The sequence below is a fragment of the Paenibacillus peoriae KCTC 3763 genome (assembly GCF_000236805.1).
GTDB classification, from domain to species: Bacteria; Bacillota; Bacilli; order Paenibacillales; family Paenibacillaceae; genus Paenibacillus; species Paenibacillus peoriae.
Window position 1 is genome coordinate 44,281 of record NZ_AGFX01000013.1, and the last position, 23,928, is coordinate 68,208.

The 23,928-nt window shown below is 46.3% G+C and carries 20 protein-coding genes; 5 read left to right on the forward strand and 15 right to left on the reverse strand.

What is annotated here, in order from left to right:
* Positions 1 to 147: 147 nt before the first annotated feature.
* Together KQI_RS0109135 and KQI_RS0109140 are read left to right on the forward strand one after the other, a co-directional pair.
* Positions 148 to 921, forward strand: coding sequence for an alpha/beta fold hydrolase (locus KQI_RS0109135; protein ID WP_010346456.1), 774 nt, complete (start codon positions 148 to 150; stop codon positions 919 to 921).
* A 173-nt stretch (positions 922 to 1,094) separates the two neighbouring features.
* Positions 1,095 to 2,321 carry a sugar efflux transporter gene (locus KQI_RS0109140; protein WP_010346457.1) on the forward strand — a complete coding sequence of 409 codons (1,227 nt, stop codon included), beginning with the start codon at positions 1,095 to 1,097 and terminating at the stop codon, positions 2,319 to 2,321.
* Positions 2,322 to 2,432: 111 nt separating this feature from the next.
* Here the strand turns inward: KQI_RS0109140 and KQI_RS0109145 are convergent, their stop codons facing one another.
* Entirely contained in the window at positions 2,433 to 5,810 is a 3,378-nt protein-coding gene (locus KQI_RS0109145; RefSeq protein ID WP_010346458.1) for a pectinesterase family protein, read from the reverse strand.
* 230 nt (positions 5,811 to 6,040) lie between these two features.
* Between KQI_RS0109145 and KQI_RS0109150 the strand changes: the two genes are divergently transcribed.
* On the forward strand, positions 6,041 to 6,880 hold the full coding sequence (locus tag KQI_RS0109150) for a helix-turn-helix transcriptional regulator (RefSeq protein ID WP_010346459.1): 840 nt from the start codon (positions 6,041 to 6,043) through the stop codon (positions 6,878 to 6,880).
* A 233-nt stretch (positions 6,881 to 7,113) separates the two neighbouring features.
* Here KQI_RS0109150 and KQI_RS0109155 read toward each other — a convergent pair whose 3' ends face one another.
* The 13 genes from KQI_RS0109155 to KQI_RS0109215 all read right to left on the reverse strand — a co-directional run bounded on the left by KQI_RS0109155 (position 7,114) and on the right by KQI_RS0109215 (position 19,458).
* Complete coding sequence (locus KQI_RS0109155) at positions 7,114 to 8,151, reverse strand: threonine aldolase family protein (RefSeq protein WP_010346460.1); 1,038 nt, start codon at positions 8,149 to 8,151, stop codon at positions 7,114 to 7,116.
* The gene (locus tag KQI_RS0109160) at positions 8,138 to 8,596 is read right to left on the reverse strand and encodes a MarR family winged helix-turn-helix transcriptional regulator (protein ID WP_010346462.1); all 459 of its coding nucleotides are present in this window, start codon (positions 8,594 to 8,596) and stop codon (positions 8,138 to 8,140) included. Before KQI_RS0109160 ends, KQI_RS0109155 begins: the two co-directional genes overlap by 14 nt.
* A 194-nt stretch (positions 8,597 to 8,790) precedes the next feature.
* The gene (locus KQI_RS0109165) at positions 8,791 to 9,255 is read right to left on the reverse strand and encodes a hypothetical protein (RefSeq protein ID WP_010346463.1); all 465 of its coding nucleotides are present in this window, start codon (positions 9,253 to 9,255) and stop codon (positions 8,791 to 8,793) included.
* The gene (locus KQI_RS0109170; protein ID WP_010346464.1) at positions 9,248 to 11,272 is read right to left on the reverse strand and encodes a S9 family peptidase; all 2,025 of its coding nucleotides are present in this window, start codon (positions 11,270 to 11,272) and stop codon (positions 9,248 to 9,250) included. Before KQI_RS0109170 ends, KQI_RS0109165 begins: the two co-directional genes overlap by 8 nt.
* Positions 11,273 to 11,360: 88 nt before the next feature.
* On the reverse strand, positions 11,361 to 12,347 hold the full coding sequence (locus KQI_RS0109175; protein WP_010346465.1) for an ABC transporter ATP-binding protein: 987 nt from the start codon (positions 12,345 to 12,347) through the stop codon (positions 11,361 to 11,363).
* Entirely contained in the window at positions 12,344 to 13,321 is a 978-nt protein-coding gene (locus KQI_RS0109180) for an ABC transporter ATP-binding protein (RefSeq protein ID WP_010346466.1), read from the reverse strand. The genes KQI_RS0109175 and KQI_RS0109180 overlap by 4 nt, the downstream gene beginning before the upstream one ends.
* A 19-nt stretch (positions 13,322 to 13,340) precedes the next feature.
* Complete coding sequence (locus KQI_RS0109185) at positions 13,341 to 14,270, reverse strand: ABC transporter permease (protein WP_010346467.1); 930 nt, start codon at positions 14,268 to 14,270, stop codon at positions 13,341 to 13,343.
* A gap of 17 nt (positions 14,271 to 14,287) precedes the next feature.
* Positions 14,288 to 15,205, reverse strand: coding sequence for an ABC transporter permease (locus KQI_RS0109190; protein WP_010346468.1), 918 nt, complete (start codon positions 15,203 to 15,205; stop codon positions 14,288 to 14,290).
* Between the two features lie 84 nt (positions 15,206 to 15,289).
* Positions 15,290 to 16,843 (reverse strand): ABC transporter substrate-binding protein, encoded by a 1,554-nt coding sequence (locus tag KQI_RS0109195; RefSeq protein ID WP_010346469.1) that lies wholly within the window; start codon positions 16,841 to 16,843, stop codon positions 15,290 to 15,292.
* 65 nt (positions 16,844 to 16,908) lie between these two features.
* Positions 16,909 to 18,108 carry a M20 metallopeptidase family protein gene (locus KQI_RS0109200; protein WP_010346470.1) on the reverse strand — a complete coding sequence of 400 codons (1,200 nt, stop codon included), beginning with the start codon at positions 18,106 to 18,108 and terminating at the stop codon, positions 16,909 to 16,911.
* A 48-nt stretch (positions 18,109 to 18,156) separates the two neighbouring features.
* Entirely contained in the window at positions 18,157 to 18,882 is a 726-nt protein-coding gene (locus KQI_RS0109205) for a FadR/GntR family transcriptional regulator (RefSeq protein ID WP_010346471.1), read from the reverse strand.
* Between the two features lie 191 nt (positions 18,883 to 19,073).
* Positions 19,074 to 19,244: a hypothetical protein gene (locus KQI_RS28780; RefSeq protein WP_007432293.1), complete on the reverse strand. Its 171-nt coding sequence runs from the start codon at positions 19,242 to 19,244 to the stop codon at positions 19,074 to 19,076.
* 19 nt (positions 19,245 to 19,263) lie between these two features.
* The gene (locus KQI_RS0109215) at positions 19,264 to 19,458 is read right to left on the reverse strand and encodes an H-type small acid-soluble spore protein (RefSeq protein ID WP_010346472.1); all 195 of its coding nucleotides are present in this window, start codon (positions 19,456 to 19,458) and stop codon (positions 19,264 to 19,266) included.
* A 207-nt stretch (positions 19,459 to 19,665) separates the two neighbouring features.
* On the opposite strand from KQI_RS0109215, the gene KQI_RS0109220 reads away from it, so the two are divergent.
* The gene (locus KQI_RS0109220; RefSeq protein ID WP_010346473.1) at positions 19,666 to 20,853 is read left to right on the forward strand and encodes a macrolide family glycosyltransferase; all 1,188 of its coding nucleotides are present in this window, start codon (positions 19,666 to 19,668) and stop codon (positions 20,851 to 20,853) included.
* Between the two features lie 146 nt (positions 20,854 to 20,999).
* Here the strand turns inward: KQI_RS0109220 and KQI_RS0109225 are convergent, their stop codons facing one another.
* The gene (locus tag KQI_RS0109225; RefSeq protein WP_010346474.1) at positions 21,000 to 22,076 is read right to left on the reverse strand and encodes a LacI family DNA-binding transcriptional regulator; all 1,077 of its coding nucleotides are present in this window, start codon (positions 22,074 to 22,076) and stop codon (positions 21,000 to 21,002) included.
* Positions 22,077 to 22,459: 383 nt separating this feature from the next.
* Here KQI_RS0109225 and KQI_RS0109230 point away from each other — a divergent pair, with 383 nt between their 5' ends.
* The gene (locus KQI_RS0109230; RefSeq protein ID WP_010346475.1) at positions 22,460 to 23,920 is read left to right on the forward strand and encodes an L-fucose/L-arabinose isomerase family protein; all 1,461 of its coding nucleotides are present in this window, start codon (positions 22,460 to 22,462) and stop codon (positions 23,918 to 23,920) included.
* The last annotated feature ends 8 nt before the right edge of the window (positions 23,921 to 23,928 follow it).

A 23,928-nucleotide genomic window follows, 5' to 3' on the forward strand; every position in this document is an offset into this window, starting at 1 on the left:
GTTTTTCAATCTTACAGGTTAAATTATTTCTGTTTAGAGAACATAATTATGATTGCAGAGTCATAAAACGATTCCAAAAATGTTTTTTATATCACGAGTTATTTTTTTCAGTAAAAACCAAATCACCAAAGGGAGAGGAATATAACGATGACTACTACAGACATAAATGGATACTCCATGCATTATATTGATGCTGGAAAAGGAATCGCTATCCTCTTCATTCATCCTCCGGTACTCACAAGCCTAAATTTTACATACCAAATCCAAGGGCTATCCCCTCATTTTCGAACGATCGCTTTTGATATCAGAGGACACGGTCAGAGTCAGGCTACCGAACAAATGGTTACTTACCCTCTAATCGCCCAGGATATGAAGCAATTGATGGACCAGATGGGCATTGATAAAGTATTTTTGTGTGGATATTCTACCGGAGGCTCGATCGTGCTTGAATTTCTCCTGACTTATCCAGAGCGGGCATGGGGAGGGATCGTGATCAGCGGAATGTCGGAAGTAAACGAATGGCGGCTAAGAAACAAAATTGCTTTGGGCATTGCACTCTCCAAACTCGGAGCAGTCGGCACAATTGCGCTGTCTAATGCCTGGTCGCAAACGAAGCAGTTCTCTTTGTTTCGCAAGTTATTCAACGATGCAAGACAGAGCAATTTCAAAAATGTCGAACAATATTACCAATACAGCTTAAAGTACAACTGTACCTCGCGGCTCGGGGAAATCCATCTTCCTGTCCTGCTCGTTTATGGGGAAGAAGATAAGCTCTTTCATCCATATGCAAACATGTTACATCAACAATTGCCAAAGAGTGAACTTGTTTTCATTAAAAAAGCCGATCACCGCCTTCCTACGAAGGCCGCCGAACCATTGAACGACCTGATCAAGCAGTTCGTAGACCGCTTTAGTCTTTAAGCAGATCTTTGTCTGCACACCCCTCGCAAAAATGACCAACTCATCCATTAGAAGTCTGTCAGACTCCGCTATTTCACAATGCAAACTTACAAATTATACTAAAATCATATATAGTTTAGATAGGATAGATATGTATTATTCTGCTTCCAAATCCGAAGGGGTGTAAAAATGAAATGCTAAAGCGTATTCAAAATCTGTTCGTTATCCCTAACTACCCATTATTCATGATCTGTATGTTATTACAAGGCATGGCTATATCGATCAGCGCACCTTTTTTGGCTGTATATTTTACAACTACACTTGGCGTATCGGTTGGAACCTTTGGTGTTTTTACGGCTGTGACCTTGATCTGTGGGATATGGATAAGCTCTCTGATTGGCAAACGCTCTGATACTGGATTGGATCGCAAACAAATTTTGGTTATTTGTACGTTATTTAATGCGATAGCATTCGCAGGATATCTTGTCATTCAAAATTTTTATGTACTTTTTGTATATATGACTATCTTCACAGCCATGGGAGCACCTGGAATGCCGCAATTATTTGCCAGTGCACGTGAAGCGGTAGATCGCAGTCAATCAGCTGATCATGCCTTTGCCAACTCAACACTTCGTTCCATGTTTTCTCTTGGCTTTATCACGGGGCCGCTCCTCGGGTCTTTCCTGATTGCACAGACTGGTTTTAAAGGTATTTTTGCAGGAACGACTTCTATTTTTATAATAATCGCTATTCTTCTGTTCTGTTTTATTCAGCAATCCCCTGCTCGGCTCAAAAGTAAGGATCAGCTTCCACTTCATCACATTTCATTACATAAAAATATTGAAATTCTGATCCCTTTTTCAGTTCTTACTCTGCTTTATACGTCTCACTGGATGAATAATTTGAATATTTCCCTGTTCATCATTCACAATTTAAAAGGGGACACGAGTGACGTTGCTCTAGTATCCAGTATTTGCGCAATATTAGAAATACCCTTGATGCTCATGCTGGGCGTACTGGCAGCTAAATACTCCAACCGTTTGCTTGTATTTTTAGGGGCTTTAACAGGGGTGATCTATTATCTCCTCGTCCTGATGTCTACGGAGATGTGGCAGCTATTCGTGGGGCAGCTTCTACTAGCCTTCTTTGTGGCAGTGATTTCGGCCATTGGCATCAGCTACATGCAGGATTTGTTGCCATCCCTTCCCGGATATGCCTCGACACTGTATTCCAATGCGACAACCATCGGAAGACTGGCGGGAAGCTTGATGGGCGGGTTGGCCGCTCAATGGATGGGTTATCGAAACTCCTATTGGGTATGCTTGGCCCTGATTGTCTGCTGCCTTGGTCTGCTGGCGATTTCAAAGAAATTAGAGTTTGAAAAATCGGCTGCTCTACAAGAAAGGAATCACATTCTATAGTGCGCCTCCATATATTTTCCAAATCCATATTTGCAAAATACACAAGCGGGGCAAACGCTAGAAGCGTATGCCCCGCTTATACATTGAACACCACATTTGGAAGAAGCCGATTTATTTATTCAACTGCGGATTCCAATGATCTGACCCGCCCAGAACGGCTTTGACTGTGTATTGATTGGCTTCGTTAGCAGTAAGCTGCTTGGCCCAAGGTACACGTCCGGCAATGGCTGCACCTGGCCCATTATTATTAAACTCTACAAATCTTGCAGTCTTCTCATTGGATGCCTTGCCCCAATTGTTCCAGCCGCCCGGCTTGATATGGTTTTCCATGTAGGATTTGATATAAGCAACATGAGCGTAAGGACGCCATGGCCGTCCAAGCTCCACCTTGCCTTTCAACCCGTTTTCGGCTGTCAAACGACATTGAATAAATACCAACCCCGGTTTGTTCTCGTCTGTTGAAGCGGCTGTTACATATCCGGCACGCAAGCTGTGTATGACCGAGTTCTCAAATACGGCAGGTGAATTGCCAAAAATAAAATCGACGCTGCCGCTGATATAGCTGTCCTTAAAATACTGTCTGCCACGATTCACAAGCAAGGTATCCTGTAGTCCGGTAATTTTGACATTACGGTACTGACCACGATCACCTTCGGCATATAACGCTACAGCCTGCACCTTCCCGGTTCCTTCTGTATTGGCAACCGTTACATTCTCCAGTATAAAATCAGGACTTTGCACACGCATCGTATAGCTGTTGCTTGTTCCTAATTCTTTTCCGTCCACCACGGTTTTGGCCGTATCGTTAAAGGCAATAATCGTTTTTTCTCGATTTTCTCCGATAATGCTCAGATTTTTTTTGGAGGAATTCACTTTTATTTTTTCACGATAGGTGCCATTTTTGAGGCGAATAACTGTCCTGGTGCTGCTGTTGTCAGGGACTGCGTCAATAGCTGCCTGGAGAGACGTAAAGCTGGCAGGACCGGTAAGACCATAGGTAGAACCATAGGTAGCTACCACAACGCTATTCACCTCCTGGGCAGCAGCATCTTGTTCTGTTTTAGCGGGTTCTACTGCTGTTGCCGCCAGTTTGCGGATCGTAACATTGCTGAATTCCGATGTATTATAATTCCATACATCATTTTGTTGTTTGGATGCATCGGTGGCCAAGCCGAACAATAGCGGCTGATTCTCCGGCAAATCTATAACGGTTTCACCAACCTTCTCCCAGTTCGTCACACCATCTGCGGATACCCAGCCGGTAACCTTTTGTCCTTGTCGTACAAGACGAACCGAATATGGCGTTGTTATAAACGTCTCCATTGATGCACGTTTCGTCTTACCATCCGTTTGATCACGACTGATGAGCATTCCCTGTTTACCATATTTAACAAATGCTAAAGCCATATAAGCCATTTTCGATCCAGGCTGCAGCGATTCACGAATCATGACACCCGCTTCGGCATGATCATCGGTAGGTGTAATCTGCTCCACACGGGCAATAATTTCACCGTCTCCCTCCAATTTCTGATAAGCATAATGGAAAAAGTCAGCCTTGCCGTCAATGTCTCCCGCCGACTTCAGCCGTATGCTGCTGCCTTTCTCGTTGTCCTGTAATACTTGAGTATGCCCTTTGATATAACCGTCGAGGCCCTCAGAGCCAATGTCTTCACTCAGCCAGCTTCCCGATGGTGCAGTCGTGTTGACATGAATGGCAACAGGATTGGAAAATGCAGCAGTCCCCTTGCGGTCGGTCACCCGTGCGACAATATAATGAGTACCGTCTGTCACCTGGTTCCAGTCGAGACGATAAGGCGCATTATTGACCTTCCCGGCAAGTACACCGTCAATGATAAATTCAACGTATGCAATACCATCTTTGTCCTTGGCTGTTGCTGCTAATCTGGCATTACGTCCTGCCGCTAAAATATCGTTATGCTTCAATGAACGGCCGCTTTCGTCAGACACCTGAACGACGGCCTCCGGATTATCTACTTCGCTTCCATCCGACTGCTTCTCGATCAGATCATTTAAGTAGACCTCCAGATTTGTATAGCCCTCGGCAAAATGAGCATACGCCCCTGTGCCAGCAAGCCCCTGACCGTTGCGGTCGCTCGCATTATAGGGGTCCAGTCCGTTGGCACGTTCCCATTCATCGGGCATTCCATCGTGATCGCTGTCGGCAAGCTCCGTCGTGATTACATTATAATCATCGTAAATCCATCCCGCCTCACGCGAGGAGTTGATAAATGCACCCGTTCCATTTTTCACATCACGAATAATACGGGCGTCCACGGCATCTCTCCTTGGCAGCGTGGCTCCCGAGCCTGCAAGCACCTCCGCATATGCCGTCTGTGCATCTGTCGCTTGGTAGGGACCATATGCATCGGAGGAAATTCCGTTATCGTACTCCCCTCTTACTTCAATCGGCTCCGCCAGGCGGGTGGAAGGGTCTATAATCGACCCAATCGATGTTCCAAGCTGCCAGTTATCTTGGGTAACCGATTCGTTGCCGTACATGTAGTTGCCGCCAATGAACATGCGAGTTTTATATTTTTTACTACCCACGTCCACAAAGATTTGACTGCGAACATCCCGATATGTGCTGGGACCAGATTTATAATAGTTATTCAGCACATTATACGATCCTTCACCGCCGCCGTATGAAGAGAAAAATCCCCAGTTATAAATGACATTGTTGGTCATTTCTACAGCATCAATTTCTCTTTTATCCGTTGGAAAACGCGGATTGCGGCTTGCATTGTGAGCTAACAAATTATGATGATAGGTGGCGTTCCTTCCGCCCCAAATGCCGCCATAGCCATGCCGCCCCTTCTGGTGTGTGGTCATAAGCATACTCTCGGAGGCGATGGACCACTGTACGGTCGTATTTACGTTGTCATACAGGCTCAGTACTTCGTCCACCGACCAGCTAAAGGAACAGTGATCAATCATAATATTTTTATGGTACCTGGCTCCGAGCGCGTCATCCTCACTGAGGTAACGGTCGGTCAATCGGAAGCGCAGATAACGGAGAATGACATTATCTGCATCAATCCCTGTCGTGTAATCACTTACGGTTATTCCGTCGCCAGGAGCTGTCTGACCGGCAACCGTCAGGTTGTTTCCCTGAATTTTAAGCGGCTCCTTGAGATGAATCGTTCCGCCAACCCGGAAAACTACCGTCCGGTTATCGGAACTGACTGCGGCACGAAGCGAGCCGGGGATCGCCTGCTCTCCCTTGCCGTAATCCTCCAGTGTAGTAACTTCGTATACTTCTCCTCCACGTCCACCGGTCACATACTTACCGCCACCCTCCGCTCCAGGGAACGCCGGAATGTCCGTCGCTACCTTTGCCAATTCTGTTGCGGTCACCGCCTGACTCCCGGGAGCCGCCTCCGCTTGAATCAGTGACGGGCATAAGGTCAACAGCAATGAACCCACAACCACATGGCATAGTGCCTTTTTCCATGTACACTGCTTGCTCAAATTCATTTCCTCCTCTCAAAATTTTCTTGCACACCAGCCGTCAGTATTTCTCACCTCCTTTCCTTGTCAATCAGCCGAATTCCCGATCTTCCTGCTATAACAAACGGTGGTCACAGTGCTGCGAATAGCTTGGCTCATCCATCTTTTCTGCTTTTACGGTTGGCAGGTGTCATATATACTGTTGTTATATGAATGCGCTTACTTATTTTAATTTGCAAAGGAAGAAGCACATGAATAAAATGAACAACGATAAATATGTCATTGGAGAACAGCAATTCTCCATTCATCATATCTACCGTACCGGATTCACCGTTATGCCACGACCTCATGTCCACGAAAGCTTTGAGCTGTATTATTTGCTGCGGGGCGAACGCATCTATTTTATGAACGGTAAGGTATACATCGCCCGCAAGGGTGATCTGATATTTATCGCCCCTCATGAACTGCACTCTACCGCCAGTTCGCAATTGGAGGAAACGGAGCGTATTTTGATTCATTTTTCACCGACATTTCTCCCACAGCAGGATCGGGACATTCTTGGCCTGCCGCCGTATCAGCAATCTGCGCTGCTGCACCTATCGGTTAGAGAGCAGATCGAAGTTGAACGTTTGTTCCTGCAAATGAACACCGAATGCAGAAACCAGCAGCCTCTGCACGATCGTTGTGTACAGCATTTACTGCTGGAATTGCTCATTCTGGTGCATAGATCAGAAGCGATCGAACGTAGTGAGCCTGTTTCCTCTCATCCGATGCACCAGAAAATGATGGAAATTTCCTCTTTTATTCAGGACCATTACCACGAACCGTTAACCCTCGAGCAGATAGCTGCCTGCTATTTTATTAGTCCAGCTTACCTAAGCCGCATCTTTCCCAAATGGACTGGCTTTCATTTCAGCGAATACATCCGCGTGGTGAGGGTCAGGGCGGCCCAAACGAGACTGCGAACCACCAAAGACAAAATCCAGCATATTGCAGAGGATGTCGGATTCGGTCATGCTTCCCACTTTAATAAAATCTTCAAAAAAATAACTGGGCTCTCCCCTCTTCAATACCGCAAGCAGGTTCGTTAGATATTCAGTATAAAGGATTAGAAGGGAATTTTATACAGCTTCTCTTGTCTTTTCTTTCCATTTTTATATCCGCTTGCTCTTTCATGGAACTGAAGACAAGCCGCATTAAATCAACTGCGACGGCAGCACAAAAAGCCCATGCTTCGCTGCAGCTGTGCAATGAAGTATGGGCTTGGGTTTACTCCCCTATGATGTGAACAGATTAAAAGGCCAAGAGAAATCGGAAATTCGCTTTAATGTAATGCTTGGATATCCTGAATCAGCATTTCAACATTTTCTTTCTTCGTAGCCCAACTAGTACAGAATCGAACAGCACTATGTGTAGCATCGGCTTTCTCCCAAAAGGAAAAAGTATATTTTTCGCTCAATGCTTTTAATGTACGATCTGGCAAAATCGGGAACTGCTGATTGGTTGTAGAATGATATAGAAAGCTAATTCCTTGTTTCGTTAACGCAGTTTGAAGCAGCATGGCCATGTCTATGGCGTGCTTGGAAATGTCAAAGTATAAGCCATCTTCAAATAAAGTTTCAAACTGAATGCCCAACATGCGTCCCTTCGCCAGCAGCCCTCCTTTTTGCTTGATCATGTATCGAAAATCCTTTTTCAAAGCATCATTTACAATGACTACCGCTTCACCCATCAAGGCTCCAATTTTGGTCCCGCCGATATAAAATACATCGCATAGCTTCGCTATATCTGCTAAAGATAAATCGCTGTCGTCTGCAACCAGGCCATATCCTAAGCGAGCACCGTCTAAAAACAAGGGTAAATCGTAGTCCCGGCAGACTTGACTTAACGCTTCCAGCTCGGATTTAGTATAGATCGTTCCATTTTCGGTAGGCTGAGAGATATAAACCATACCGGGCTGTACGCTATGCTCAGGAGCGGCATCATTCCAGTGAGCGTCATACAGCTCCTTTACCTGTTCAGCCCGGATTTTTCCATCATTACTTGGCAAAGTAAGTACTTTATGCCCCGTAGCTTCAATCGCTCCGGTCTCATGTACAGCAATATGTCCAGACACTGCAGCAACGGCACCTTGATGCGGACGCAAAATAGAAGAGATCACCGTTGTATTCGTCTGTGTGCCTCCAACTAAAAAGTGTACATCTGCATTTGCGGCGTCACATGCCTTTTTAATATAAGCCCTGGCTTTTTCACAATGCTCATCCACACCATAGCCGCCAGTTTGTTCGTCATTCGTCTCCAATAGTCGCTGTAATATACGCTTGTGGGCACCTTCGGTATAATCGCACTCAAATCGAATCATGCTGTATTCTCTCCATTTTCTCCAGTTTGTTCTGAATGAACACCATAGAAGTATGTAATTCTTTAATTTCTTCCTCTGATAGGCCTTGCACTAATTTTATGATTTGCTCGTCGGACCTTTCATCCAGTTGGCGATAGAACGCTTTTCCTTTAGGCGTCAAACGAATCAGATTTGTTCTATTATCCAGCGCAGAATTTTCCTTAACAAGGAAGCCCTCTTTGCAAAGTTTGGCAATGATTCTACTCATATAGCTGCGGTCAATTTTAAGAGAATCGACTAATGTATTGGCTATGCATGGCTCAATCATACCGATTTCTATAATGACACGTGCCTCGGTAAAGGAATGTCCGCTATCCAGCACATGTCGATCCAATAAACCGAGTATATTGGTATAAAATCGGTTGAAACGTCTCATATCTGCGATGAACTCAGCATCTATATTCATTTCGGCTCCCCCTATTTAGTGGACTTATGCAACAATTATATTAATAATTTCTGTGGACTGTGTCAACAAAATTTCGTGGACAATGTCAACGAAATAACGGGATTTAATGTTCAATTAGCCATAAAATAAAAACAGTCCCGCTCAAAATTTCTCGTCAGGACTGTTGGGAGTAGCTATGGTAACCGATTTTTCCTTTAGAAGCTGTCTTCATTTCGATATAAAAGCTTAATACTTACGGTCCTCGGCACGCTGCCTGCTTCACTGTCCTCCTCAATCACCTGCCACTGTCTGCCAATAAGCCCCTGCAAGGTATCGATTTCATCAGGATCGAGATGCAGATTCTTCAACATGATTCCGTCCTGCTCATAATCGCGATCTATAGCTCGATCAAAACGAAAATAAAGCAGCCTTTTCAGTCCATTGATGTGTAAAAACTTAAATTCATAACCACTGCGGATCGCTTCTTCCCACTCGTCCCCTATGTCTTCTGCTGTTTGACAACGTTCTTCAAAGTCCATTGTTTTTTCTTTAACCTTATCGAGTAGAGGAGAAAAATCACGCTTCTTTATACACTCAATGATGACGTCTTTTGGCTCACCACTTGAACGTAAGTTCTCGATCAACAAGGCAACCGGAATCGACAATTGTACTTTACTCATCGGAGTCAGCTCCTTTGCTCAAGTAAGAGTTAAACCAAGCGACCACCTGTTCAAAGTTGTCTACACGAAGGGACGGTTTGCCGCTTTTCAGCAAAGAATGATTGGACCCGGGATAGCGAATGAGGCGTGTTGTTTTACCCAGCCGCTTCAAGGCTGTAAATAATTCATCCCCTTGTCCAACAGGGCAGCGCAGGTCTTCCTCGCCGTGTAAAATCAGCAGCGGAGTTTCGATGTTATTTACATGTGCCAGTGGGGATTTGGACCAGAGCAGCTCAGGATCTCCCCACGGATTGGCCCCAACCATTCCCTCTGTATAGGAAATCCCGATATCACTCAAGCCATAGAAGGATAGCCAATTGGAGATGCAGCGCTGTGTAACAGCGGCGCGGAATCGGTTGGTGTGAGAGATAATCCAGTTGGTCATCAAGCCTCCATAGCTGCCTCCAGCCACGCCGAGCCGGGTTTCATCTATAAAATCAAACTGTTTTAGCGCAAAATCAAGGGCGTCCAGCACATCGCGATAATCTCCTCCTCCAAAGTCCCCCCGACAGGCGCGTGCAAAATCCTGACCATAGCCGAAGCTGCCGCGTGGATTGGTCATCAGCACGGCATACCCTTGGGCAAGGAGCGTCTGCATTTCATGGCTATACGTGCTGGTATACATCGCATGAGGGCCACCGTGAATTTGTAAAATCATAGGGACCTGTTCTTTAGGGCCAAGTCCCGATGGTTTGAAGATCCACCCCTGTACCTTGAAGCCATCCGAAGCCTCAAACCAAAATGCCTCCGGTACACTCACCTGCAAGGATGCCAGGTAATCATCGTTATGGTACGTGAGCCGTTTTTCTTCGCCTGTTTCCAGGTTCATTTGATACAGCTCTCCAGGCCCATTCACATCAAGTGCTGCAAAAACCAGATAGCGACCATCAGCAGATAGCGTGTACTGGTAGATGTCTCTATCGCTTCCTTCAGTCACCGCCTGAACACTTCCGTCCACTGTGAATCGATATATGTGGACAGCACCCTGCACCGTCCCGAGCACATACATTTCTGGCTTTAACCTCGCAGGAGCATATACCGGAGTTGGAGACGGACCAAAGGATTTCATATCACTTAGGGCAAAGTTGCCAATTTGCATATCCAATTCAGGAAACAATAGCTGCGGGGCTCCCCCCGTCACAGGCACGGTATACAGGCGATTCTGGCTACCGCTGCCGTAGATGCGATCGCTCGCAATCAGAGTCAATGATTTACCATCCGGTGCATACGAAAATTGGCTGATCGCCAAGCTGGAATCCGTAACCTTCACCAGATTACTGCCGTCGCAATCAACCGTATAAACATCCGCGTATGAAAGAAGGTCTGCATCCAGTTTGTCGTCTTCTGCACGTTTGGACAAAAATGAAATCCGTTTGCTATCCATGAACCATACCGGATAAGCAGCATTCCAAGGTCCCGAGGTTATTGGTGCTACCCGGCCGTTTTCAAGCTCCAATACAAATAAATGACTAAACAGACCGTTCCACCAGCCTGATCCTTCTGCTTTGGGAGTAGTACGATCCACGATGCGTCCCCGCTCAGCGGATTGCTTGCGATATTCCTCAAGCTCCATGGCTTCCCGCTCGGCATTTATACTAACCATGCTTGTGAATACAATATACTTCCCGTCCGGCGACCAGACGAATGCACTTACTCCACGCTTCGCCTCCGTCAGTTGCTGTCCCTCTCCACCTTCAGCCGGAATCGTCCATAGCTGCTTGCTTCCGTTCGCCACACGTAAAAAAGCAAGCTGCGATCCATCAGGTGACCAGGCAGGAGCCGAATCCTTGTTGCCATGGGTCAACGGCTTGTCTTCGTTTCCATGAAGCGATACGACACGGATGTGCGTCTGGTAGTCATTTTTTGAATGATCTATGCTTTTATTGACGTAGGCAATCGTTCCATCAGGGCTTATTGCCGGATCACTGATCCATTGATATCCGTATAAATCCTCCGGTACAATTGATCGTTTATTCATGAGTAGCCCTCCCTTTTCCGTTAAATCATATTGCCGAACACACTGTCCAAGCATACCGCCAAAGGTGTATCTATTCGCGAGCCATCTGTTAATGCAGAGGAAAATGACAGGCTGCAACATGCCCTGGCGTGTGCTCTTCGAGCAGCGGGCTCTGCTCGCGGCATTTCTCTTGTGCGTATGGGCAACGCGTGTGAAAAGTACAGCCCGCAGGCGGATTAGCGGGATTGGGGATTTCACCTGTTAATGTGATTCGCTCTTTGCGCAGCCTCGGATCAGGGACGGGTACTGCGTCAAGCAGTGCTTTGGTGTACGGATGCTGTGGCCGCGCAAACAACTCATCACGATCTGCAAGCTCCACGATTTTACCCAAGTACATCACCGCGATGCGATCGCTAATATGCTTGACAGAGGGCAGGCCATGAGCGATAAAAATGTAAGTGAGCTCGAATTGCTGCTGAAGCTCTTTTAACAAATTCAAAATCTGAGCCTGAATCGACACATCCAGCGCGGATACAGGTTCATCGCAAACGATGAGCTTCGGCTTCATGGCGAGTGCCCTGGCTATACCGATCCGTTGCCGCTGTCCACCACTGAATTCATGGGGATGACGATCCGCTAGATGAGCGCCTAATCCTACCGTCTGCAGCAGTCGGAAAACTTCGGCTTTAAGCTCTTTCCCTTTAGCAAGCCCGTGTACTTGCAGCGGTTCGGCGACGATATCAAAGACCTTCATTCTTGGGTTCAACGAAGAGTACGGATCTTGAAATACAAATTGCAAATCTCGTCTGACTTTGCGAACCTCTTCATCCGTTAAATCAGACAGACTTTGCCCTTGAAAACGGATTTCGCCTGCCGTAGGCTCCAGCAGTTGTGTAATCATTTGTCCTGTTGTTGATTTGCCGCAACCCGATTCCCCTACAATACCCAAGGTTTCGCCAGGCATAACCTGAAAGCTCAAATCATCAACCGCCCGCACATAACCGCTTTTTTTGGAGAACCAGCTCTTTTTCATTGGATAATATTTTTTGAGTCCATTCACCTCGAGAAGTGGCGTTCCCTGTGCTGTCTCACTCATACCGGCACCTCCTCCATCCGCAAACATCTGACATAGTGTCCTTGCTCCTTGGCCTGTATTTCAGGATGAGCCTGGGTGCACTGTTCCTGGGCATAAGGGCAACGGGGATGAAATGGACATCCACTCGGCATCTGCATCATATTAGGAACGGTGCCGGGAATGGAATCCAGCCATTCCCTCTGTTCTGTAAGTTTGGGGAGTGATCCTAGCAGCCCGATCGTGTAAGGATGGCCCGGCTTTTCGAACAAATCAAATACGTTTGCTTCCTCGACCACTTCACCGGCATACATCACAACCACCCGATCGGCCATTTCCGCGACCACACCTAAATCATGGGTGATCAGAATGATACCTGTGTTCTCTTCCTTGCTTAGCTTGTGGATTAAATTCAAAATTTGGGCCTGAATCGTAACGTCCAGTGCCGTCGTCGGTTCATCGGCAATCAGCAGTTTCGGACGGCAGGCCAAGGCCATTGCGATCATCACCCGCTGACGCATACCACCGGACAACTGATGCGGGAAATAACTCACAACCTTCGCAGCACCAGGTATGCCTACCCTCTCCAGCATTTCAATACTTTTCTCCCGCGCCTCCGCTTTACTCAACTTTTGATGCTGCCGAATCACCTCACTGATCTGGTTGCCAATCGTAAATACCGGATTCAGCGAGTTCATCGGCTCCTGAAAAATCATGGATATCTCGTTTCCTCGATATTTGCGCATTTCTCCCTTGGACAATTGGAGTAAATCCCGATCTTCCAGCAAAATCTCCCCGCCCACAACTTTTCCCGGTGCAGCAACTAAGCCCATAATAGACAAGGAGGTTACACTTTTACCGGAACCGGACTCTCCAACAATCGCTAATGTTTCACCCGGGCTCACAGTGAAGCTGACACCGTTGACCGAGGGAACGATTCCATCCTCCGTTTTAAAGTAGGTTTTCAATTGGTTCACTTCAAGCAGTTTTGTGGACATCTTTTCCGCCCCCCTTCTGTTATTCTTTCGCCTTCATATGGGGATCTAACACGTCGCGAAGCCAGTCACCGAGGAAAATGACGCCCAGGACCGTGATGGTAATCGCCAGACCGGGGAACGTTGCCACCCACCAGCTTGTAGCTACATATTGTCTGCCATCGCTCAGCATACCGCCCCAGGACACGGCCGGTGGCGTGATCCCCAATCCGAGAAAACTAAGCGAAGCTTCCATAATAATCGTTGTCGCCACATTCATGCCGGATATCACAATGAACGAAGACAAGACATTGGGTAAAATGTGCTTCAATAAAATCCTGCTATTTTTGGAGCCAATCGCCTTGGCTGCCTTGACGAAGTCCCGTTCCTTGATACTCAATACCTCGCCCCGGACCACCCTTGTATAAGCAACCCAATTCGTAACGCCAATAACAAAAATAAGTGTAGTCATGCCAGGCCCTACCACAGCCAAAACGACCAGCATCAGCAGAATGGCCGGAATGGCCAAAAAGGCATCGGCAACTCTCATAATCACGGCGTCTACCCATTTGCCATAAAAACCGGCAAGAAGTCCGAGGATCGCGCCAATCGTGCCTGAGACCAGAACCGCACCGACACCGACGATAAGCGAAACTCTGGCCCCGTATACGATACGGCTCCACATATCCCGCCCCAGGTTATCTGTACCCAGCCAATGCTCTGGCAATCCACCATCCAGCCACATGGGTGGTTTCAGTCGGTTAAGCGGGTCAATATCCGCAGGATTGTGAGTGGCCAGAAGAGGTGCAAATAGAGCTGTTAAGCTAACGAGCAGTATCAGTACCGCACCGACCGTTCCGGTTTTACTTCGTAACAGTTGCTTCCACACGCGCCCAGCAGCTGACAGCCGCAGGGGTTGCTTTTGATCGTCCGGGTCCGAGCCAAGGGCTTGTATAGGATTGATGCCTGCCACATCTTCTCCTCCTCTCTCTAGTTGTATTTAATTCGGGGATCAAGTAGTCGGTAAACGACATCGGTTAAGATATTGCTAATGACGACAATAAAGGCAATCACAAATACAGCGGCCTGAACAATGGCCATGTCGTGCGTATTCACTGCAACAACAAGCAACTGCCCCAAGCCCGGCCATGCAAATACCGTCTCGGTAATGAGTGTTCCGCCGATCAAGCTTGTAAATTGCAAGCTCATGATCGTGACAACCGGAATTAATCCATTGCGAAAAGCATGTTTTCCGATCACGACGATCTCAAAAATCCCTTTGCTGCGTGCTGTCCGTATATAGTCCTGATTCAAAATGTCGAGCATACTGGAGCGAATGAGTCGGGTCATTTGTGCAGAAAGACCGACACCCAGTGTAAAGGCTGGTAGAATTAAATACTCGATCCCGCCCCGACCGGACACGGGAAGCATCCCCAACATGACGGAGAATAACAAAATGAGCATAATCCCCATCCAAAAGTTAGGCATGGCCTTTCCGACGACAGATAAACTGGAAATGATTAAATCCATAAAGGTATTCCGCTTAACTGCTGAGATGACGCCCAGGGGTACTGCGATGATAACCGCAAAAATCATGGCGGCTACGGCCAATTCAAAGCTGGCAGGCAGCCGTTCCAGCACTAATGGTAAAGCCGATTCACCATAACGAAACGAGGTGCCAAAATCGCCTTGTAAGGCACTGCCAATAAATTTAATATATTGCGCATATAATGGCTGATCCAGCCCGAGCGCTTGTGTCAATACTGCACGATCCTCGGCTGTAGCAGTCTCCGGCAGCATTAGGGCTACAGGGTCCCCGGTTACCCTCACCAGGATGAATACAATCAGAGAGACAATCAGCAGTACAGGAATCACCTGCAGCAGCGATTTGGCGATATAAGTTTTCAATCCGTCACCTCCGTAACCAGCAGGCTTTTTTTAAAAGGACGGGCAGGAACCTGTATTGAGGTCCCCGCCCGTTCATTTCTCGTTTTATTTTGCAGGTGTAATATCCTCTGCATAGAACATTTCATCGCTTCTCGGCTGGAAATTCACGCCGTTACCAGTGCCATAAATCCCTTCCATTTGGAACAGATAGACAGCCGGACGATCCTCAGCCAAAATCTGTTGCACTTGCTGATACTCTTTTTCACGCGAGGCTGTATCCAGGTTTGTCAGAGCATGCTGCAGCAGCTTCTCTACCTTCGGATTGTTATAATCCGTTTCGCCTTTAGCCTCTTCCAGCAGGTAGCGATTATAGTTATTGGAAGCGTCGAACAGGGAATTACCAATGCCGATCATAAACATTTCCTTGAAGGATTTGGAGCTGTAACGCTCACTGAAAGCACTTGGCTCCAGCACGTCCAGCTTTATTTTGAAGCCTTCTTTATCTAACATGGCGGCTACAACCTCGGCGTACTCCTTGTATATTGAGGATACCGACAAGGTTAATTCCGGGCCTGCGCCGGCATAACCAGCTTGCTTCAGCAGTTCTTTGGCTTTAGCCGGATCATGTAAGGTCTTCTCATACAGGGAAGGATCGGCACCAAAGTTGCCCGGCGTAACGGAAGTGCGAGTTACGATCCCGGCACCGCCTGCGATGCTGTCCACGATCCCCTTTTTATCGATCGCGAGGTCTATCGCCTCTCTCACTTTCGGGTTAGCCGTAATGCTTCCTTGGCTTTGACGTAAAATCAATTGCAGCACTCGCTGAATCGGTGCTTTGACGATTTTTTTGCCGTCTTCGCCTTGAATACGTGCTACATCGGTGGACGGAATGCCTGAAGCAATGTCAATGGAACCCGCGAGCAGTTCAGATACACGCGTAGAGGCTTCGGGAATGGAGCGGAAAACAACCTGATCCCATTTCGGCTGGCCTCCAAAATACTTATCGTTTTTAACGAGTACCACCCGGTCATCCTTAATCCATTGACTAAATTTATAAGGGCCTGTACCGATTGGATTTTTAAGGAATGCCTCGATCCCGTTTTTCTCAATATACTTGGAGGGTAATATCCCTGCTCCCATTTTGGATAAACGATTCAGCAGCAGCGGGTCCGGTCCGTCCGTGATGACGTCTGCTGTATGCTCATCTACTACTTTCACTTCTTTAATATTTTTAAAGTAGGAATTTTGTTTGAGCGTGTTATCCTTTGCCACTCTTTCTATCGTGTACTTCACATCTTCCGCCGTGAATGGATCACCGTTATGGAAGGTAACCCCTTCGCGCAAGTGAAAACGCCAGGTCGTATCATTTACTTTTTCCCAGGAAGTGGCGAGTCCAGGTACTTTCTTCTGCTGGCTATCATTTTTCAGCAAGTAGTCAAATACGTTAACCAGAACAGCTTCACTCGCCGTATTGTTATTGTTATGTGGATCAAAGCTCTCAATATCCGTAGCATTCGCGATCGTCAGCACTTTACTGTCAGTCGGTGTCGATGCTGCACTGTCCTTGCTGCCGCCTGTAGATGGGGCACCGCAGCCTGCCAGAATAATCGCTGCAATCAGTAATGTGATCCCGCTTGTAAACCACTTGTGTCTGCTCATTTTGTCCACTCCAGTCCATTAACGTTGTATTTTGCCACACAGCTGCTTCTCTAGCGTCTCAAGCTTTATTGCTTCTTCAAAAAATTCAGCGCTATGGCCGACATCATGGCTACCCCATAAGGCAGTACCGATTCATCCAAATCAAACTTGGGATGGTGCAATGGATAGCTGGTTTCCTCATCTCCTCTCCCGGACCCCAGCCGGAAGAACACGCCGGGAACCTGCTCACAATAAAAAGCAAAATCCTCCCCGCCTGTTGACGGTTTGATGTAACTCCACTCCTTGGAGCCAAACAATAGCTCACTCGTTTCTGTCATCAGGTCGACCATATCCGAATCGTTCTGCACAACCGGGTAGCCAAGCTGATAATTCAATTCATATCCGGCCCCAAACGACTCACACACCCCACGAACCACCTGCTCGATCAGTTCAGGCATTCGGCTGCGGAGCTCCGCAGATAGAGTTCGAACGGTGCCGATCATTTCTACCTCCGGTGCAATGGCAGCCCCCATGTAGCCGCCACTAATTTTGCCAATGGTAATGACAATGGGCTCAAGCGGATCAACCAGACGGCTTGGTATATTTTGCAGGGCAGAAATCACCTGCGCGGACACGGCAATCGCGTCAATCCCCTCATGTGGACGGGCGGCATGACCACCTTTGCCTAAAATTTTAATTGTTAAGCCATCTGCTGATGCAAAAGCTACCCCTTTGCTGACCCCAAGTGTTCCTGTCCTCAGACCCGGGAACATATGTAGCCCTGCCATGGCATCTACTTTGGGATTGTCCAGCACACCGTCCTCAATCATAGCCTTGGCTCCGGCCAAACCTTCTTCTGCCGGTTGAAAGACAAATTTGATATTGCCTCGTTCAGGTCTATCCAAATTAGCCAGTAACTGCGCGGTTCCCATCAGTATCGCAGTATGGGCATCATGTCCGCATAAATGTGCCTTTCCCGGAATCTGCGAACGATAGGGAGCCGTTTTTTCATCCTGAATCGGTAAAGCATCCATATCTGCCCTGAGACCGATGGTAGGCCCCGGGCTTTTTCCACGCAACAGACCTACAACCCCGGTTTTACCTACCTGTGTGGTTACCTCCAACCCCAGTCTTTGTAAGTGCTCAGCTACAATACCGGACGTGCGAATCTCTTCATATCCCGTTTCAGGATGGCGATGAAAATCTCTTCGCCATGTGATCAATTGCTCTTGAAGCGGTCTTGATAAAGCCAAGAGCTCATGTAAGCTCGTGCATTCACCATTCATGCTTTCACCGTCCCCGCAAATTGTATTCTTTGTTCTGTAAGACACCGTCTAGCCTTTTGCAACCAATCTTGCATAAATGGCATCTGCGGAATGTCCGATATGGCGTCTCATTACTTCCCGCGACTTTTCAGCATCCCGTGCCCGAAGTGCACTCAGGATTTCTGTATGGACGTCATAGTTCACCGTCCGGATCTGGCTATCATAGGGCATGAGATCCAGCGCCGGATTAATTTGGGTCCGAATCTGCCTAACAGCAGCTTCACAAAGTGGGTTGCCCGATGCCTTGGCAATGGCTAAATGAAACTTGACGTCCAAGGCACGAAACCATTCTCGGGTACAATCCGCTTCAATACTCTGATCCAGATAATGCTGAAGCAAGCCCAGTTCATCCGCGGTGATTCGTGCAGCCGCTAAAAAAGCAGCCTCAGGCTCCACAATCATCCGATATTCAAAGACCTTCAGCATATGCTCCCAATCTTGTGCGATTTCTGCCCGGGTACGTTTATGAGCATTTGCTGTCACTGGAAGAACAAACGTCCCTCCCTTGGCACCTACTCTCTTTTCAATGAGTCCCTTGGACTCCAATTGAGATAGTGCCTCACGAACTGTAATTCTGCTGGCATTAAATATCTCTGCAAGTTCCCGCTCTGTTGGCAGCTGTTCCTCGCTAAGCAACTCTTTTAGAATAATAGCCTCTTCCAACTGCTCTCTAATAAAATCACTCACTTTTTTAGCTGATACTTTCTCAAAGCGCAGAGGAGATGGGATTATCATACGAACACTCCGATCACTAAATCTTTAAGGTCTAAACCTTATACCTTTAAAAGAAACAAAAAAATATAAATCTGTTGTTATCATAATACCTAGTAAACCTATATGCAATACTTTTTTTCTGATATTAATGAATATTCTTTACACATAAAAAAAGCACGCAGCAGGATATCCTGTGCGCGCTTGGTCATTCTCTATTTTTCCTCCAACTCATCCGGTACATCGTATTTATTGATATGTGAGGTCATCGCAGCAACTGCTTCGCTGGCATCCGTCGTGGCAGGTACTTCCCTCACCACATCATCAGTCTGGTCACGAAAATTCAAACGGTCAGCCTCGACTACTTTCTGTTGATTGGGTTTCATTATCTATATCGCTCCTTTCTTATTCCAGGGTCTGATCTCGCTCTGTTAAGGTGTACAAAGGTACTTCCCGCTCCTCCTGCGGATGGTTCAGCGCATAGATGCGTGCCGTCTCACTCTGCTCGTTCACATGCTGAATGTAAATGGGTTGCCCCTCACACAGCACATTCGCCATTATGGGAGAGGATGCTATTTCCTGTGCTCTTTGAACATTCATTTTAGAAAAACCTCCCTTGCTGAGTAGAGTTCGTCCTTACTATGCACGAAGTAAATATTTGTTATACATATATTGATGTCATTATAATGTGTTCGTTCCATTTTTACAGAAAGGATATCATTTGAAAATATAAATATTATTGTTATTATGGATAAGAGATTCAGTAAAAACTGCGATCTTCGATGAAGCAAAAAGGAGTGATGTTGAATGCTACACATATTAATGGTTAACTTTCCGGCAGAAGGACATGTAAACCCTACGCTCGGGATTACGCAGGCCTTTGCGGCACGGGGAGACCAGGTACATTACATTACAACCGAGAAATACAAGGACAGACTCGAAGCAATTGGAGCAACGGTTCATCTGCATCCCGATCTGTTGAGAACCGCTTCTATCGATACTGCTTCTCCAGCCGGATTGAACGTATTTATGAATATTCACATCCAAACCTCGATGGACATATTAGCAATCACCAAACAGCTGTCGGAAAGCATTGATTTTGACTTTGTATTCTATGATAGATTTGGAGCCGGGGAATTAGTGAGAGATTATTTGCATATTCCAGGCATTTCTTCATCCCCATCTTTTCTGATTTCAAACCATCAGATGGCTGTCAATCTCTTTCGCCCTGATGCTAAAATACCGTTTCAGCCTGATGAACAAGTCACGACTTCACTGCATCTCATGAAAGAAAGATTCGGTGTGGCTCCCAAAGAAATGGTTCAATTTATGAACAATTCAGGGGCTTTGAATGTTGTATATACGAGCAAATATTTCCAACCGAGAGGCGAACAGTTTGGGGACGAGCATCTTTTTATTGGTCCCAGCTTCCCGGAGCGCAAAGGGGCTAATTCATTCCCTCTGGACAGACTACAGGGTAAAAAGGTTTTGTATATTTCGATGGGAACGGTTCTGGACCATACTGAAGACTTTTTTAACACCTGTATTGAAGCTTTTTCCGATTTTGAAGGCATCGTCGTGATTGCAGCTGGCGAGAAAGCCGACCTTACGAAAATCAATCCGGCCCCTGAGCACTTTATCATCTCGCCCTATGTTCCTCAGTTGGAGGTATTGCGTCATGCAGATGTGTTTATTACTCATGGTGGAATGAACAGCGTGAATGAAGGAATTCACTTCAATGTTCCCTTGGTCGTATTGCCTCAGGACAAGGATCAGCCGATGGTCGCGCAGCGGTTAACAGAACTTCAAGCTGGCTATCGAATAACCAAAGACCGTATCGATGTACAATCGTTAAGAGAGGCGGTACGTGAAGTGATGTCGAACGCAGCATATAAAGAGGGTGTACAAAAAATAAATGACAGCTTCCAGCAATCTGGAGGTACAGAGGAAGCTCTCGCAAAAATCGATGCTTATCTTCAAAAAAAGCTCGCTTAAATCGCGGGCATTGTCTAGGCAATTCCCATACCTTGCTTGAAGGCTTCCAGGAATTCCAAGCCGCTTAGGTTTGCGGTTAAGCGGCTTGGATAAAAGGGTTTGTCGAAAAAGCATCGCTTCTTTCCTCTGTCAAGCTTCATCTGTTACTATGGCGATCCGTTGTTGTTAGCCGGTAACCCCATCAGCTGTGGGTTGGGAGTCGCACAGGATTTACGCTCTACAAACCGGGTATCGACTGTAATTTTAGATTGCATTTTAGGGCCAGTTTCAATGGCTTCACTCAACAGATCGACGGCAAGCTCAGCCATTCGCTCTTTCTCAACATGGACCGTTGTCAGCTCTGGTGTAATAATTAATGATTCATTAATATTGTCAAACCCTATAACTGAGCATTCCTCGGGCACTTTAATCCCCATCTCGGTTAATGTTTTAATCGCACTTATCGCAATGTAGTCACATTCACAAAACCATGCCGTCGGAAGTTGTCGACCATTACTCAAATATTCAGTCAATTGTTTTTTAAGCGATTCCTGCGAGCTTAGAATGGTTGGAGCCACCGACAAACGCCGAGATGTGGGGATATCGATCTGATATTCCTCTAATGCCTCCATAAATCCTCGCTTCCGCTCCTCAAAATTATGAATACGTACATTTGAAGCAATATAACCTATTGAAGTATGACCAAGTTGGCATAAATATGCTCCTGCCTGGTAAGCCCCTATGCGGTTATTAATACCGATAAATTGTACGGGCAACGTGTCAAAACAAGTATCCAGTACAACCAAATTAGGCATGATATGATGTATTTGCTCAATCTGCCAGCGTGTCAAATTTGTTCCAAGAACAATGGCACCATCACTATATTTTTCCTCGAACACATGTTTAATTTCCTCTTCAAAGAATTCTACATTTACTGTCGAAAAGATTAGTTTATAACCTTTTTGGCGGCAGTTTTCTTCTATGAAATAAATCAATGACTTAAAAAAGGGCTGTTGCTCATATTGCTGGAACACAATACCGGAGCTAGTGCACACTAGAAAAAGCAACGATTTGTCGCCTTTCTTCTGATGTGAGGCTCGGCTCTTCGGCATGTAACCAACTTGATGAGCGATTTGAAGTATATGCTCTCGTGTTTCAGGACTAATCCCCGGCTTACCACTAAAAGCAAGAGAAACAGCCGATTTAGAAACATTGGCCATTTGGGCGATATCTTCCATTTTCATAAATTGATTCTCCATCTATATAAAATACGGCTAACCGTTAAAGTCAGTTTACATATATGAGTAAACAGATGCAATAGACTAGTCTATTTCTTGAGATAAAATTAGTTTCTTTATTTATAATATTTTTCATTTTATTCCCGGAAATTTGGTGAGAAAGAATAGTATATATGTGACTTATTCTAAATAAAATCCCGTAGTTTGGTTCATTCAACTAGACTAACTAAACTAAATAATGATATTTATTAGAATTCAGCCAATTGACAGCGATTTATAGAGGTGATACGATGATTTTGAAAATAAAACTTCATACATTTTAGTTGATTTAGTTTAGTTTTGTTTAGTCTCATTTCAGTTTATTTACTTCCAGTAAAGGAGAGTTATTAATGAAAAAGCTGAAACTGGGTTATGCGCCTACACGACGATTCACCTTCAGTGCTGAGGATGCATTCCGCTACAAAGTTGCCATTCGCAAACAAATCGAGAGCTTCGGGATGAACATTGATATTGTGGATTTGGAAGGGCTTAATGAAGAAGGTTTGCTGTATGACGATCATATTAACGCTGACTTGATTATCAAACGTTTTAAGGAAGAGGAAGTCGACGCCGTTTTCTTCCCCCATTGTAATTTCGGAACTGAGGATACCGTTGCCCGTGTGGGTAAGGCACTTGGCAAGCCGGTTCTATTGTGGGGACCACGAGATGAAGCACCTTTGGCTGACGGCATGAGATTGCGGGATACCCAGTGCGGATTGTTCGCCAGCGGAAAAGTGCTTCGCCGCTTTAATGTCCCATTCACCTATATAACAAACAGTCGTGTGACTGATCCTGTATTTGAACGAGGGTTTAACAACTTTATTTCTACCGCCAATGTCGTACGACAGTTCAATAGGTTGCGGATTCTCCAGATCGGCCCTCGCCCCCCTTCCTTTTGGACCATGATGTGCAATGAAGGAGAACTGTTGGAACGATTCGGTATTGAAATCCATCCGATTACGCTGGTAGATATTCAGCTTCGCTCCAAGAAAATTGCATCCGGGAGCAGTGCTGAACTTTCAGAAGCGATTGATTACATCAAAGAAAAGCTGGACTACAGTGAAGTCACCGAAGATGATGTCAGACGAATCGCTGCACTTAAAGTAGCCATGAAATCCTATGCTGTGGAAACGGGAAGTACAGCCATCGCTATCCAATGCTGGTCTGCCCTCCAGGAAGCCATGGGAATTATGCCTTGTCTGGCAAATGCCATTTTGACAGATGAACAAATTCCGGTCACCTGCGAAACCGATATTCACGGAGCTATTACTTCAGTTATGGTACAAGCGGCTGCGATGAACGAACTGCCAACATTTTTTGCTGATATTACGGTACGTCACCCTGAGAATGACAATGGAGAACTTCTTTTCCACTGTGGGAACTTTCCAGTATCCATGTCTATTGAGAACAAACCCAAGCTGCGCAAGCATTTCCTGTTCGATGATCACGCGCCAGGTACACATGAAGGACAAATCAAAGGCGGCGGCATGACCATCGCTCGTTTTGATGGTGACCACGGGGAGTATTCTATTTTCCTCGGCAAAGCTAAAGGAATTGAGGGGCCTTATACCCGCGGCTCGTATGTCTGGGTAGAAGTCAACGACTGGCCGTTATGGGAAGAAAAGCTCGTCAAAGGTCCTTACGTCCACCACTCTGTCGGCATTCACGCTAACGTTATCCCGGCTCTCTACGAGGCCTGCAATTACCTGCCAGGCGTCAAGGCAGACCCGGTAGATCCTACCGAACAGGAGATCCAACGCTGGTTGCGCGGCTCCGATCTCACTACTACGAAGTCAAACATTCTGGTGTAACTATATTA

Coding starts and splice junctions, on each gene's coding strand:
- KQI_RS0109155 (WP_010346460.1), bottom strand. CDS start 8,151: ATGATTCGATTTGAGTGCGATTATACCGAAGGTGCCCACAAGCGTATA.
- KQI_RS0109135 (WP_010346456.1), top strand. CDS start 148: ATGACTACTACAGACATAAATGGATACTCCATGCATTATATTGATGCT.
- KQI_RS0109205 (WP_010346471.1), bottom strand. CDS start 18,882: ATGATAATCCCATCTCCTCTGCGCTTTGAGAAAGTATCAGCTAAAAAA.
- KQI_RS0109150 (WP_010346459.1), top strand. CDS start 6,041: ATGAATAAAATGAACAACGATAAATATGTCATTGGAGAACAGCAATTC.
- KQI_RS28780 (WP_007432293.1), bottom strand. CDS start 19,244: ATGAAACCCAATCAACAGAAAGTAGTCGAGGCTGACCGTTTGAATTTT.
- KQI_RS0109215 (WP_010346472.1), bottom strand. CDS start 19,458: ATGAATGTTCAAAGAGCACAGGAAATAGCATCCTCTCCCATAATGGCG.
- KQI_RS0109140 (WP_010346457.1), top strand. CDS start 1,095: ATGCTAAAGCGTATTCAAAATCTGTTCGTTATCCCTAACTACCCATTA.
- KQI_RS0109165 (WP_010346463.1), bottom strand. CDS start 9,255: ATGAGTAAAGTACAATTGTCGATTCCGGTTGCCTTGTTGATCGAGAAC.
- KQI_RS0109170 (WP_010346464.1), bottom strand. CDS start 11,272: ATGAATAAACGATCAATTGTACCGGAGGATTTATACGGATATCAATGG.
- KQI_RS0109180 (WP_010346466.1), bottom strand. CDS start 13,321: ATGTCCACAAAACTGCTTGAAGTGAACCAATTGAAAACCTACTTTAAA.
- KQI_RS0109195 (WP_010346469.1), bottom strand. CDS start 16,843: ATGAGCAGACACAAGTGGTTTACAAGCGGGATCACATTACTGATTGCA.
- KQI_RS0109230 (WP_010346475.1), top strand. CDS start 22,460: ATGAAAAAGCTGAAACTGGGTTATGCGCCTACACGACGATTCACCTTC.
- KQI_RS0109160 (WP_010346462.1), bottom strand. CDS start 8,596: ATGAATATAGATGCTGAGTTCATCGCAGATATGAGACGTTTCAACCGA.
- KQI_RS0109225 (WP_010346474.1), bottom strand. CDS start 22,076: ATGAAAATGGAAGATATCGCCCAAATGGCCAATGTTTCTAAATCGGCT.
- KQI_RS0109220 (WP_010346473.1), top strand. CDS start 19,666: ATGCTACACATATTAATGGTTAACTTTCCGGCAGAAGGACATGTAAAC.
- KQI_RS0109175 (WP_010346465.1), bottom strand. CDS start 12,347: ATGAGTGAGACAGCACAGGGAACGCCACTTCTCGAGGTGAATGGACTC.
- KQI_RS0109200 (WP_010346470.1), bottom strand. CDS start 18,108: ATGAATGGTGAATGCACGAGCTTACATGAGCTCTTGGCTTTATCAAGA.